Below are 15,455 nucleotides of genomic sequence, written 5' to 3' on the forward strand. Positions count from 1 at the left end.
AAATTGAACGAACATAACGATAGTCTCGACCAGTTGAAACGTGCCGCACTGCTGCGACTGCTCAAGCAACGCGGCGCGACGCGGGTCATCGAAACCGTTGCCGAGGACCTGCCCCGCGTCGACCGCGACGCTCCGCTGGCGCTGTCGTTCGCCCAGCAGCGGCTGTGGTTTCTCGACCAACTGGACCCGACCGCCAGCGCCGCCTATCACATGCCCGCCTCGCTGTCGCTGCAGGGTGCCCTCGACCAAGACGCCCTCAAGGCTGCCCTCGATCGCCTGGTGGCGCGACACGAAAGCCTGCGCACCACCTTCCGCCGGGAGGGCGAACAGCCGGTGCAAGTCATCGCCCCGGTCGATTGCGGCTTCAGCCTCGTGACCCATGACCTGCGCCACCTGTCCCGGGAGCAGGCCGACACCGAGGCCGCGCACCTGAGCGAAAACGCCGCCACGGCGCCGTTCGATCTGCTGCGCGGGCCGCTGATCCGCGGCACCCTGCTGCGCCTGGCCGACGACGAGCACCGGCTGCTGATCACCCAGCACCACATCATCTCGGACGGCTGGTCCATCGGCATCCTGGTCAAGGAATTTGCGGCCTTGTATCAGGCGTTCAGCGCCGGGCAGCCTGATCCGCTGCCGCCGCTGACCCGGCAATACGCCGACTATGCGGCCTGGCAACGCCAGCACCTGGACGGCGAACGCCTGCCCCAACAGGTGGAGTTCTGGCGAGCGCACCTGGCTGGCGCCCCGGCCCTGCTTTCGCTGCCGACCGACCGGGCCCGCCCGGCGGTGCAGAGCTATCGCGGCGAAACCCTGGGCTTCGACCTGCCGGCATCGCTGTCCGCCGCCATCGCCCAGTTCGCCCAGTCCCGCGCGGCGACCCCGTTCATGACCTTGATGGCCGCCTGGGCGGTCTTGCTGGCGCGCATCAGCGGCCAACAGGACCTGGTGATCGGCACCGTCGCCGCCAACCGCGACCGCCACGACGTACAGGCGCTGATCGGCTTCTTCGTCAACACCCTGGCCCTGCGCGTACGCCTGGACGCCAACCCCACCCTTGACCAGGTATTGCAGCAGGTCAAGGAACTGATGCTGGACTCCTCGACCCGCCAGGACACCCCGTTCGAACTGGTGGTCGAGGCCCTCAAGCCGCCGCGCAGCGCCAGCTACAGCCCCGTCTTCCAGACCATGCTCTACACCAATGCCGGAGGCGCCGGCGGCCAGTTGCAATTGCCCGGGCTGAACCTGGCATTCCTGCCCTCGCGCAAGGACAACACCCAGCACGACCTGTCCTTGCACATCGACGAAGGCGGCCCGAACCTGTCCTGCAGCCTGTCGTATTCCACCGCGTTGTTCGACGCCGCCACCGTCGAACGCCTCGCTGCGCGTTTCGAGCGCCTGTTGCGCTGCTTCACCGAAGCCCCGGACACCCGGATCGGCGCCCTGGAGCTGGACCCGACCCAGGCCTTGCCCGAGGTCAAGGCCCTTGTGCCTGTGCCGGAACGGCTGCCGCTGTCCTTTCACCAGGAGCGGATGTGGTTCGTCGACACCTTCGAAACCGGTTACCTGTACGACGCCAACCCGGTGTACCACAACATTGCGTTGCTGCTGGAACTGACCGGCGAGCTCAATCAACCGGCCCTGCAAACCGCCCTCGACGGCTTGCTGGCCCGCCACGACATCCTGCGCTGCCGAGTGTTGAGCGACGGTAGCCGTGCCTGGCAGCAATTCGACGGCCCGGCCAGCCTGGCGCTCGAACGGATCCAGGGTAACCCTGACGATCTGGCAGCCCAGGCCTTGGCCGAAACGCGCCGCCCATTGACCATGGACGGCGGCAGCCTGGTGCGCGCAACCCTGGTACGGGGGGACGAACACAACGCCATCCTGGCCATTGCCGTGCACCACTTGCTGGCCGACCGCAATTCCATGCAGTTGCTCAAGCGCGACCTGCTGGCCCTCTACGAAGCCGCCTGCGCCGACAGCAGCGCCGAGTTGCCAGCATTGCCATTGAGCTATGGCGACTTTGCCGCCTGGCAACGCAACCTGCCGGCCACCGTGCTGGAAAACCTGCGTGCCTACTGGGCCTATCAACTGCGCGGCAAGCTGCAAGCCCTGGAACTGCCACTGAATCGTCCCCGGGCGGCGGTGCATGTGTTTGCCGAAGCCACCCAAAGCTTCACCCTCGAACCGGCACTGGCAAGGCGTCTCGAAGCGCTGGCCCGAGAGGTCGGCGTCAGCAGCGACAGCCTGGCCCTGAGCGCATTCACCGCGCTGTTGCGCCGCTACGCCGGCCACGATGAACTGGTGATCGGCACCACGGCCGCCTGCCGTGAACCGGCCTTGCGGGATGTCGTCGGGCCGCTGGACAACCTGCTGGTCATGCGCGGCCAGTGCGACAGCAACACGACCTTGCAACAGCTCTGGGAACAGACCGCCAACAACCTGACCCAGGGCCAGCGGCACCGGCACATGCAGTTCGACCAACTGGTGCTGGCCCTCAACCCGGCCAAGGACATGAGCCGTACCGCGCTGTTCGACGTGCTTTTCAATTTCCAGCGCGGCGCCGACCGCAACACGCTGGTGGCGGGCCTGGCAGTCACGACCTTGGATACCAACCTGGGTTACGGCAAGAACGACCTGCACCTGCTGATCACGGCCGATGAGTCACATTGGGCCGGGCACTTGGTGTACAACGCGGAGTTCTTCGACGCGGCGTTCATCCAGCAACTGATGCGCCATTACGTGCGCCTGCTGGAAGCCTTCGTCGAGGATTCGCAGCAGCGTGTCGATGAAGTCCCGCTGCTGGATGCCGCCGAACGCCAACGGCAGATCCTCGACTTCAACGACAGCGAAGCGGCCTGGCCCGACACCCTGACCTTGCATCAGATTTTCGAGGAACAGGCGCGCCAATACCCGGACCGCATCGCCGTCAACCTGGGCGAGGAGCGGTTGAGCTATCGACAGCTCAACGAACAGGCCAACCGCCTCGCCCGTCGCCTGCGGGCCGCCGGCGTGCAGCCCCAGGAGCTGGTGGCCATCGCCCTGGAGCGCTCGGTGCAGATGATCGTCGCCACCCTGGCGGTGCTCAAGGCCGGTGGTGCCTACGTGCCTATCGACCCGAGTTCGCCCCAGGAGCGCATCGCCTATGTGCTGCGCGACAGCGGCGCAGGCAAGGCCATCGCCCGCCAGGACATGGGCCTGGCGCTGCGGGAACTCGGCATTGAAGTCTTCGATGTCGCCACGGACAGCACCGTCAGCGCGGCCAACCTGCCGAACGCCAGCGCGGCGGACCACCTCTGCTATGTGATCTACACCTCGGGTTCCACCGGAGAACCCAAGGGTGCCCTGCTCGAACACCGCAACGTCGTGCGCCTGCTGCACAACAATCGGCTGGACTTCCAGTTCAGCGCCGACGATGTCTGGTCGTTGTTCCACTCCAACGCCTTCGATTTCTCGGTCTGGGAAATCTTCGGCGCCCTGCTCTACGGGGCGCGCCTGAGCCTGGTGCCCGAGGCCCTGCGCCGCGATCCGGTGGAACTGCTGGGTTTCCTTGAAAGCGAGCAAGTGACGGTGCTGAACCAGACGCCGTCGGCGTTCCTGCAACTCAGCGCCGCCGCCCTCTCGACGCCACAGGTGCGCCTGGAACGCTTGCGCTATGTGATCTTCGGTGGCGAGAGCCTGGAACCGGGCAAGCTCGACGCCTTCCACCGTGCCTTCGGGCATGTGGCACTGGTGAACATGTACGGCATCACCGAAACCTGTGTGCACGTGACTTACAAGGCCATTGGCGCGGCGGACATTGCCGCCGGCATCTCGAATGTCGGGCGGCCGATCCCGACCACCGTGGCCTACGTGCTCGATGCCCATCAACGGCTGCTGCCGGTGGGCGTGGCGGGTGAAATCTGTGTCGGCGGGCTGGGGGTGGGTCGTGGTTACCTGAACCGTCCGGCCTTGAGCGCCGAACGTTTCATTGCCGACCCGTTCCGGCCCGGCGAACGCCTGTATCGCTCCGGGGACCTGGGCAAGCTGTTGGACAATGGCGAAATCGTTCACCTGGGCCGAATCGACGCCCAGGTGAAGATTCGCGGTTTCCGCATCGAATTGGGTGAGATCGAAGCCAAGCTGCTGGCCTGTGACGGTGTGCGGGAAGCGCGGGTATTGGCCCGTGAAGATGCGAGCCAGGGCAAGCGCCTGATCGCCTACTTGATCCCTGAAACGGGTTCGGTGCTGCAAGTTGCGGCATTGCGCAAGCAGTTGGGCGCCACACTGCCTGATTACATGATCCCCAGTGCCTTCGTCAGCCTGCAGGCCTACCCGCTCACCGCCAACGGCAAGCTGGACCAGGACGCACTGCCGGCACCGAGCCTGGACGCCATGTCCGAGCGCGGTTATGCCGCGCCGCAAGGGGCCGCCGAGACGGCCCTGGCACAGATCTTCCAAGAATTGCTGGGCCTCGAACGCGTAGGACGCAGCGACAGTTTCTTTGAATTGGGCGGCCACTCGCTGCTGGCCGCGCAACTGGTTTCCCGGGTCCGCCAGCAGTTGGGCGGCGAACTGATGCTGCGCGAACTGTTCAGCCATCCCACCGTGGAGGAATTGGCAAGGGTCGTGGGCGGACTGCACAGCCCCGGCACCGAGACCATCGGCCAGGCAGACCGCAACGAGCCTCTGGTGCTGTCGTTTGCCCAGCAACGCTTGTGGTTCCTCGACCAGCTCGACGCTGGCGCGGGCAGCGCGTATCACATGCCCGCCGCCCTGCTGCTGCGCGGCGAACTCGATAAAGCCGCGCTCAAGTCGGCCCTGGATCGCCTGGTGGCACGTCACGAGAGCCTGCGCACCACCTTCGAACGCCGTGGCGAGCATCCGGTGCAAATCATCGCCGCGCCAAACTGCGGCTTTGCCCTCGGCGAACAGGACTTGCGCACGCTGCCTTATGAGCAGGCCAGCCTCAGCGCGGCCCGTATCGGCAACAGCGAAGCCCTGGCGCCGTTCGACCTGGCCCGGGGCCCGCTGATTCGCGGCCGCCTGCTGCGCCTGGCCGACGATGAGCACATCCTGCTGATCACCCAACACCACATCATCTCCGACGGCTGGTCGGTCGGTGTCCTGGTCAAGGAGCTGGCCGCTCTCTACCAGGCCTTCAGCCAAGACCAGGCCGACCCGTTGCCCGCCCTGCCGATCCAATACGCCGACTACGCGGCCTGGCAACACCAGGCCCTGAACGGTGAACGCCTCAACCGCCAGGCGGATTTCTGGCGCGAGCACCTCGGCGGCGCCCCGGCCTTGCTGTCCTTGCCCACCGACCGCCCGCGTCCGGCGATGCAAAGTTATCGCGGCGGCGATGTCCCGGTGGTGATCGCCCCGGCCTTGCGCGAACGCCTGGAACGCTTCTGCCAACAGCACAACGTCACCTTGTTCATGGCGTTGCTCAGCGCCTGGTCGGTGCTCATGGCGCGCCTGGGTAACGAGCGCGACGTGGTCATCGGTGTGCCGACCGCCAACCGCGGGCGCACCGAAACCGAAAACCTCATCGGTTTCTTCGTCAACACCCTGGCCCTGCGGGTGAACCTGACGGAGAACCCGAGCGTGCTAGCGCTGCTCGAACAGATCAAACAAACGACGCTGGCGGCCTACGAAAACCAGGACATTCCCTTCGAACAAGTCATCGAAGCCGTGCAGCCGCCGCGTTCGCTGAGCCACAACCCGCTGTGCCAGGTCGCCCTGTCACTGGACAACACCCCGGGCGGCGGTGAACTGAGCCTGCCCGGGCTGACCCTGATGCCTGTGGCCCAGGCCCATGAAACCGCGCAATTCGACTTGATGCTGACCCTGGGCAACGACGGCGGCACCCTGGCTGGGGTAATCGAATACGCCAGCGACCTGTTCGACCGCTCCACCGTGGAGCGTTTTGCCCAGCATTTCCAAACGCTGCTGGAGGCGCTGGTCGAAGCGGACGAACAACCGGTGCTCAGCCTGCCGTTGCTCAGCCCGGCACAGCGCCAGGCCTCGCCGGCGACGCTGCCGCCCAAGGCAACATGCGCTCCCGGGTGGCTGATCCACCAGCGCTTCGAACAATTGGCCGCCGCTCACCCCCAGGCCATCGCCTTGGTGCTTGGCGAACAGCAACTGAGCTATCAAGACCTCAACCGCCGGGCCAACCGCATCGCCCAGGCGTTGCTCGCCCAGGGCGTACGCCCTGACGACCGAGTCGCGATCCTGGCCCGGCGCGGGGTGGAAATGGTCTGCGCGGTATTGGCCGTGCTCAAGGCCGGCGGTGCGTACGTGCCGCTGGACCCGGCCTACCCCAGCGAACGCCTCGGCTATCTGCTGGCGGACAGCGCGCCGGTGGCCTTGTTGGCGCAATCGGCCTGCCTCGACGCCTTGCCTGAACATCAAGTGCCGGTGGTGGACCTGGTCGATTACGTTGCCGCCGATGATCGAGCCGATGCATCCCTGGACCACAACCCCGATGCCGATACCCTGGGCCTGACGTCGCGGCACCTGGCCTACGTCATCTACACCTCGGGTTCCACCGGACTGCCCAAGGGCGTGCTGGTGGAACACGGCAATGTCGCGCGGCTGTTCGACACCACCGCCGGGCTGTTCGATTTCGGTCGCGACGATGTCTGGACCCTGTTCCATTCCTTTGCCTTCGATTTCTCGGTCTGGGAAATCTGGGGCGCGCTGAGCTACGGCGGCAAGCTGGTGATCGTGCCCAGCGAGGTGGCGCGTTCGCCCGACGATTTCTACGGGCTGATCTGCCAGCAGCAGGTCACGGTCCTGAACCAGACGCCAAGCGCCTTCCGCCAGTTCATCGAAGCCCGCGAGCGCAGCGACCAGGAACATGCCCTGCGGGAGGTGATCTTCGGCGGCGAGGCCTTGGATTTCCGCAGCCTGCGACCCTGGGCCTCGCGCACCGTCCTGTCACGCACCCGTCTAGTGAACATGTACGGCATCACCGAAATCACCGTGCATGCCACGTATTACCCAATCAGCCAAATCGAAATCGACAGCGGCGCGCCCAGCCTGATCGGCCCGCCGCTGCCCGACCTGTGCCTGCGCATCCTCGACGAGTACCAGCAACCGGTGCCGGTGGGCGTCAATGGCGAGATCTACATCGGCGGCGCGGGGGTGGCCCGGCATTACCTGAACCGTGACGCCCTCAATGCCGAGCGGTTCATCAACGATCCCTATGCCGCAACGCCCGGCGCACGCTTGTATCGCACCGGTGACATCGCCCGCTACCGCGCCGACGGCGGTGTCGTCTACGTGGGCCGCAACGATTCGCAGATCAAGATCCGTGGTTTCCGCATCGAACTGGGGGAAATCGAAGCCCAACTGCTGGCCCTGCCACACGTGCGCGAAGCCCTGGTGATCGTGCGCGAGGACTCGCCTGGCGACAAACGCCTGGTGGCGTACCTGATCGCCCATGACGGCGGCGTCCTTGAGTCTTCGGCGCTGCGTAGCCAACTGGCCGACGTGCTGGCCGAACACATGCTGCCCAGCGCCTTCGTGATCCTGGACGCCTGGCCGTTGACCACCAACGGCAAGCTCGACCGCAATGCCTTGCCGGCGCCGGACTTGTCCGCCGCCGCGAGCCAGCACTACGAAGCGCCCCTGGGCGACATCGAACGCACCCTGGCCAACGCCTGGCAGGAACTGCTCGGGGTTGAACGGGTGGGTCGCCAGGATCACTTCTTCGAACTGGGGGGCCACTCGTTCCTGGTCATCAGCCTGATCGAGCGCCTGCGCCAGGCCGACCTGCAATTGGATGTTCGCACGGTGTTTGCCGCGCCGACCCTCAAGGCCATGGCCACGGTCCTGGCCGGTGGCAGCAACGCCCAACGGGTCGTCCCGGCCAACCTGATCCCGGCCGACTGCACGGCCATCGAACCGCAGATGCTGCCGCTGGTGACCCTCACCCAGGGGGAAATCGAGCAGATCGTCGCCGACGTGCCGGGCGGGGCCGCCAACGTGCAGGACATCTACCCGCTGTCGTCGCTGCAGGAAGGCATCCTGTTCCACCACTTGTTGCAGTCCGAAGGCGACGCCTACCTGATGCGCACCGTGGTGACGTTCAGCCGTCGCCAGGTGCTCGACGACTTCCTTGCCGCCGTGCAGGTGGTCATCGACCGTCATGACATCCTGCGCACTGCCCTGCGCTGGCACGGCTTGCCGCAGCCGGTGCAAGTGGTGCATCGCCAGGCGCAACTGCCGATGGTGACCCTGGACTGCGTCCCTGGCGAAGACGCCTTGCAGACCCTGCGCGAGCATACCGATACCCATCACCTGCGACTCGACTTGCAGCGAGCACCGCTGATCGCGGCGTACATCATCTACGACGAGCCCCAGGCCCAATGGTTGCTGGCGTTGCTCGACCATCACCTGGTCAGCGATAACGTCACCTTGCGCCTGATCATGCTGGAAATTCAGGCGATCCTGGCCGGTCAGGCCGACAGCCTGCCGCCCTCCCAGCCTTATCGTAACTTCATCGCCCAGGCCGCCAGCGTGTCCCAGGCCGATCACGAAGCCTATTTCCGTCGCTTGCTGGCCGATGTCGACGCCACCACCGCGCCTTACGGCGTGCTGGATGTACGAGGCAACGGCGCCGGGATCAAGCGCGCCGTGAAACACCTGGGCGACGCGCTCAGCGCCCAGGTGCATCGCATGGCACGCCAGCAAGGCGTGCCCACCTCCGTGCTGTTCCATGCGGCCTGGGGCCTGGTGGTGGCGGCAACCAGCGGACGTGACGACGGGATCTTCGGCACGGTGCTGTCGGGCCGCTCCCAAGGCACCGCCGGTGCCGACCACGCATTGGGAATGTTCATCAACACCCTGCCGATGCGCATTCGCCTGCAGCAAAACACCGTCGGCGACATTGTCCGCGACGCCTACCAGCAACTGAGTGAATTACTGACCCACGAACAGGCGTCCCTGGCCCTGGCCCAGCGTTGCAGTGCGGTGGATGCCTCGTTGCCTTTGTTCACGGTGATCCTCAACTGCCGCCATGGCGACCTGGTGAACGCGTCCGGGGAAAACGTCGAGGACATGGGCGACCACGAAGGCATGCATTTCATCGCCTCCGAAACCCGCACCAACTACCCCATCGAAATTGCCGTGGCGAATGTGGGCGACGGGTTCTCCCTGACCGCCCAATCCATCACCGGCATCGACCCGCAACGTATCGCCGCGTACCTGGCACAGGCCGTGGCCGCGCTGGTCGACGCCCTGGAACAGGCCCCGGAACGCCTCGCCAGCCAATTGGACGTGCTGCCCGCCAGCGAGCGGCAATTGCTGCTGACGGACTTCAACCGCACCACCAGCGATTTCGGCGCCGCGCAACCGATCCATCACCTGTTCGAAGCCCAGGTCCAGGCCAACCCCGACGCCGTGGCCCTGGTCTGCGAAGAGCAGCAACTGACCTACCGCCAGCTCAATCGCCGCGCCAACCACCTGGCCCGGCAGTTGCTCGCCCTCGGTGTCGAGCCCGATCAGCGTGTCGCCGTCTGTGCCGAGCGCAGCCTGGACATGATCGTCGGCCTGCTCGGCGTGCTCAAGGCTGGCGCCGCCTATGTGCCCATCGACCCGGCCCATCCCGCCGAGCGCATGGCCTTCATGCTCAACGACAGCCAGCCACGGGCCTTGCTGACCCAGTCGGCTTTGTCGTTGCCGTCTGGCGATCTACCGCTGTTGTTGCTCGATACCCGCGACTCGCTGCAAGCGGCGGATGACGCTGATTGCGATGCGAATCCGCAGGTAGCCGGCCTCACCGCCGAGCACCTGGCCTATGTGATCTACACCTCCGGTTCCACCGGCCAGTCCAAGGGGGTGATGGTCGAGCACCGTTCGGTGTTCAACTTCTGGCAGGTACTGCGCCGCACCACCCACCAGCATTGCCCGAGCCCAGCCACCGTGGCGCTGAACGCCGGGTTCTTCTTCGACATGTCGATCAAGGGCATCTCGCAGCTGTTCTCCGGCCACCGGCTGGTGATCATCCCGCAGCTGATCCGTGCCAGCGGCCATGAACTACTGGACTTCCTCGAACAGCACCAGGTGCACGCCTTCGACTCCACGCCATCGCAGCTCGATACCCTGCTCGCCGCCGGCCTGCTGGAACGCAGCCGCTACCAACCGGTGAGCGTGCTCCTCGGCGGCGAGGCGATCAATGCCGCGACCTGGACGAAGTTGCGCGACTGCCCGAGCATCCGTTTCTACAACATGTACGGCCCGACCGAATGCACGGTGGACGCCACCATCGACTTGATCCGCGACCTCGGCGAACGCCCGAGCATTGGCCGGCCGATTGCCAACGTCCAAGTGCATGTGCTCGATGCCCGTGGGGAACCGACGCCGTTGGGCGTGGCTGGCGAGCTGCACATTGGCGGCGCCGGCGTGGCCCGGGGTTACCTGAACCGGCCCGAGCTGAGCGCCGAGCGTTTCGTCGCCGACCCGTTCAGCACCGCGCCGAACGCGCGGCTGTACAAGACCGGCGACCTCGGTCGCTGGTTGGCCGACGGCACGTTGGAATACCTGGGGCGCAATGATTTCCAGGTGAAGATCCGTGGCTTCCGCATCGAGTTGGGGGAGATCGAGAACGCCCTGGTGGCCTATCCAGGTATCCGCGAGGCCGTGGTCATCGCCCGGGAGGACAGCCAAGGCGATGGGGACAGCAAGCGGCTGGTCGCCTATGTCTGCGGTGAACCGGTCCCGGCCGAGCAACTGCGTAGCGCGTTGCTGAGCGGCCTGCCGGAGTACATGGTACCCAGCGCCTTCGTCCACCTCGATGCCCTGCCCCTGACCGCCAACGGCAAGCTCGATCGCCGCACCTTGCCGGCCCCCGGCCAGGACTCCCTGGCCAGCAAAACCTACGAGGCGCCCCAGGGCGACACCGAAATCGCCATTGCCGAGATCTGGAAAGGTTTGCTGCACCTGGACCAGGTCGGTCGTCACGACGGTTTCCTTGAACTCGGTGGCCATTCGCTGCTCGCCGTGCAACTGCTGTCGCGGCTGCGGCGCAAGCTGGGCGCACGGCTGACGCTGCGCGAACTGTTCGACGCGCCGACCGTGCGTGGCCTCGCCGCCCTGGTACACGCGGCCTCGCCCACCGAGGCCGTGTCGATTCCCTTGGCCAATCGCGCCGGGCGCCTGCCGTTGTCCTTCTCGCAACAGCGGTTGTGGTTCCTCGATCATTTGGACCACGCGGCGGGCGCGGCCTATCACCTGCCACTGGCCTTGAGCCTGAAGGGAACGCTGGACAAACCGGCGTTGCAAGCGACCCTCGACCGCCTGGTGGCGCGTCACGAAACCTTGCGCACGCGGTTCGAGCTGGTGGACGACGAGCCCTTGCAAAAAATCGCGCCGGCCGACTATGGCTTTCGGTTGGAGCAGCAGGACCTGCGCACCATCGCCCCCGCTGAACGCCAGGCCACCCTTGAGCACCTCGGCCAGGTCAACGCCACGCAACTGTTCGACTTGCACAGCGGACCACTGCTGCGCGGCCACCTGGTGCAATTGGCCGATGACGAACATGTGCTGTTCATCACCTTGCACCACATCGTTTCCGACGGTTGGTCCAACAGCGTGCTGGCCCGTGAGGTCAGCGTGCTCTACAACGCCTTCACCCAAGACCAGAAAGACCCGTTGCCGCCCCTGGCGTTGCAGTACGTGGACTATGCCGCCTGGCAACGACAATCCCTTGAAGGCCCGGCGCTGCAAGCGCAGATCGACTTCTGGCGGCAACACCTGGAAGGCGCACCCGTGCTGCTGAACCTGCCGCTGGACCGTCCGCGCCCGGCGATCCAGCGCTATACCGGCGGCATCATCGAGTGCGGCTTTTCACCCGCCCTCAGCGCCGACCTGCGTACGTTCAGCCAGGCCCGGGGCACCACGTTGTTCATGGTCTTGCTAGCGGGCTGGTCGGTGCTGATGAGTCATCTGAGCGGCCAACACGATGTGGTGGTCGGTACACCGGTGGCCAACCGTCAGCGTCCGGAGCTGGAGGCATTGATCGGTTTCTTCGCCAACACCCTGGCGTTGCGAGTCACCACCGAGCGCGACACCCGCGTCGACGAACTGCTGGGGCGAATCAAGGACCTGACCCTGGCTGCGTACAATCACCAGGACCTGCCTTTCGAGCAGGTGGTGAGCGCCCTGCAACCGACGCGCAGCATGAGCCACAGCCCGTTGTTCCAGGTGATGTTGAGCCTGGACAACACGCCACCGGCGCCGCTGCAACTGCCAGGGCTTGAGGTGCAAACCCTGGCCAGCCCGCACAACACCACGCAGTTCGACCTGTCACTGTCGCTGATCGACAATGGCGAGCGCATCGGTGGCAGCCTGCAATACGCCAACGATCTGTTCGACATCGCCACCGTGCAGAACATCGCCGGACTCTTTGCCAGCGTCTTGGAAAACCTGGTGAGCGATCCACAGCAGTCCATCGGCCAGTTGTTGCAAAACACGCCGCCGCTGGTGCGCTCGGCCAATGCCATCGTCCAACCCGCCACTGTCGAAGACGGCCCTGCGCCGTTGCCTTATGAAGCGCCTCAAGGCGACACCGAGACCGCCATCGCGGCCCTCTGGCAGGACCTGTTCAAACAGGAGCGGATCAGTCGCCATGACGACTTCTTCAGCCTCGGCGGCATTTCGCTGATGGCGGTGCAAATGGCCTCTCGCCTGCGCAAAGTCCTCGGTAAACCGATCGCCGTGCGTGACCTGTTCGTCGAGCCGACCATCGCCGGTTTCGCCAGGACCCTCGACGGCCAATCCCGGCCGGGTGCCCAGCGCAATCTGGTGCCGATCCGCCGTACGGGTTCCCAGCGGCCGTTGTATCTGGTCCATCCCTTGGGCGGCGAAGTGCAATATGCGCGGGACCTGGCGCCAGCGCTCGATCCCCAGGTACCGGTCTATGGCTTGGCAGCCAGTGGCTTGGTGGCGGGCGAGGCACCGCTGTCCGATGTGCCGGCCATGGCAAGGCGTTATCTGACGGCCATCCGTCAGCTCCAGCCACAAGGTCCGTACCGGATCGCCGGCTGGTCGGTCGGTGGCCTGATCGCCTATGAAATGGCCCGTCAACTGCAAGCCGGTGGTGAGGCCGTGGAGTTCCTCGGCATCATCGATGCGTCGGCGCGCCCGGATCCGGTGCCCGAACAATCGATCAGTGAAGCGCAGTTCCTGATGGCCTGGTTGCCCGAGCAGGTCGATCCAGGATTGTTGCAGCAACTGACCGCGCTGGCGGAACACTCGGACATCGACGCCATGCTGGCGCTGTGCACCAGCCACCGCCTGCTACCGGAGGAGTTGCCACACGACATCGACGCCGTCCTGCTGCGCACGCATCTGCAAGTGGCTTATCGGATGCGACTCGCCATCGGCGCCTACGTCAGCCCACCCACCCCGCTCAGGGTGTCGCTGTTCACCGCGAGCGAACAGCAACGCAGCGACCCGACCCTGGGCTGGCGCGCGTTGCTGGCCGACCAGGTGAGCGTGACGCCACTGCCCGGCACCCACAACACACTGGTCAAGGCGCCCCATGTGGCCAAGCTGGGCGAGGCGATGTCCCTGGCCTTGAAAGCAGTCGCCACGTCATAACCGGTTTGGGCTGTCCTGCGAGCGATTCGCTGGGCAGCCCAGAATGTGAGAGACGGCCCACCGCTTTCGCGAGCAAGCCCGCTCCCACAGGGAATTTGGGTGTTGATGGAATTTGGTAATTCACCACAAGCCCCTTGTGGGAGCGAGCCTGCTCGCGAAGGCGGCGGCACAGTCAATGCTGATGCAAGCTGACCCACCGCTTTCGCGAGCAGGCTCGCTCCCACAGGGAATCTGGGGTGTGATGAGTTTTGCATTCACCACAAGGTTTCACCCCCTGATCTGCGGGCTGGAATGTCCCCGTTTTCCGCTACAGACGCTTCCTACCTGCAACCGCTTAAATAACCCCTCAAGCTGAATCGTTTCTGTGGACGGAATCCACAGGCGATGTCCGATCGCCCGCCGGTCAGGACTGTCATCCATCGCACGATCACTCTAAAAGGGAGCCTTATGCATGTGATCATTACGGCCATCGGCTCAGCCGGTGACGTTCACCCATTTATCGGGATCGGCCGTACCCTCGCCGCGCGCGGGCATCGGATAACCTTTTGCGCCAGCGCGGTGTTCGCGCCGGTGATCGAGCGCTGCGGCTTCAAGTTCCTGCCCCTGGGCACCCGCGAGGAATATCGAGCCGTCATGGCTGACCCGGCGCTGTGGCATCCGCGTACGTCACTGCCCACCCTATGGAAAACCGTCGGCGGCACGTTGCGCGAACAGTATCGGCTACTGGAACAGGCGTGCGACGACGACACCGTCATGCTGGGTTCGTTGTGGGCGTTTTCCGCCCGCCTGCTTCAGGAACGGCACGGCATCCCACTGGTCACAGGCCAGGTCACACCGTTCGCCATCTGGTCGCCCCTTGCGCGCCCCGTCCATCCACCGGGAACGAACCTGCCAACCTTCGTACCGTATCCCTTGAGGCGCCTGCTACTGGGGGTCATCGAACATGCCTTCCTCGATCGGCTCATGAAGCCTGAGCTCAACAGCTTCCGCCGCGAATTGGGCTTACCCCCGGTCAAGCGCATCATCAGTCGGTGGATTTCCTCGCCTGACCGGGTGTTGGGATTGTTTGCGGACTGGTTCGCCCCGATCCAACAAGACTGGCCTGCCCAGACGGTACTGACCGGGTTCCCGTTATTCGATGAGTCCGGCTTCGAGGCGCCAGACGCCGAACTGGAGGACTTTTTGAGCGTGGCCCCGCCGGTGGTGTTTACCCCGGGTTCGACGACGGTCAATGCCGCACAGTATTTCTCCGCTGCGGCCCAAGCGCTGAAGTCGATCGACCGCCGCGGCGTGTTCCTGACCAGCCAGGCGGTAGACCCCTCGTTGTCCAGCGACGGCAGGATCCTGGTCAGGCCTTATGTCCCCATGAGCCGCATCCTGCCCCACACAGCGGCCCTGGTGCATCACGGCGGCGTCGGGACCACGGCCTTGGCAATCGCCGCCGGGGTGCCACAGATCGTCACGCCATTTGCCCATGACCATTTCGACAATGCAGCGCGAATGCAGCGCCTGGGGTGCGGCTTGCAAGTCTTCGCACCGGCCTGCGCCGAGTCATTGGCGACGGCCCTGGACACGGTGCTCAACAGTCATGAGGTACGCGCCAGTTGCGACCGCTACAGCCAACTGATGCCTCCTGGCGACAGCGCCCGCGAAGCGGCAGCGCTGCAAGTGGAGGCCGTCGCCCGCAGAGCCGCCACGTATCGCGTCGCGTAATCACGAGTCGATGAGTGGAGGCCGTCGACAGACCTGTGGCGAGGGAGCTTTTGTGGCGAGGGAGCTTGCTCCCGCTGGGCTGCGCAGCAGCCCCAAGGAAGCTGCCCACAATCAACCTGAAACACCGCGATGGTCGTTTTGGGGGCTGCTGCGCA

At 65.3% G+C, this 15,455-nt stretch carries 2 protein-coding genes; both read left to right on the top strand.

The window, feature by feature from the left end; all coding sequences use genetic code 11:
- Positions 1-3: 3 nt before the first annotated feature.
- Entirely contained in the window at positions 4-13,587 is a 13,584-nt protein-coding gene (locus M1D99_RS17835; protein WP_458130532.1) for an amino acid adenylation domain-containing protein, read from the top strand.
- A 447-nt stretch (positions 13,588-14,034) separates the two neighbouring features.
- Positions 14,035-15,300: a glycosyltransferase gene (locus M1D99_RS17840; RefSeq protein WP_434570783.1), complete on the top strand. Its 1,266-nt coding sequence runs from the start codon at positions 14,035-14,037 to the stop codon at positions 15,298-15,300.
- The last annotated feature ends 155 nt before the right edge of the window (positions 15,301-15,455 follow it).

This window comes from Pseudomonas sp. R3-41 (assembly GCF_054161485.1).

Excerpts from the sequence above, each read along its gene's own strand:
- M1D99_RS17840 (WP_434570783.1), top strand. The coding sequence starts at position 14,035 with ATGCATGTGATCATTACGGCCATCGGCTCAGCCGGTGACGTTCACCCA.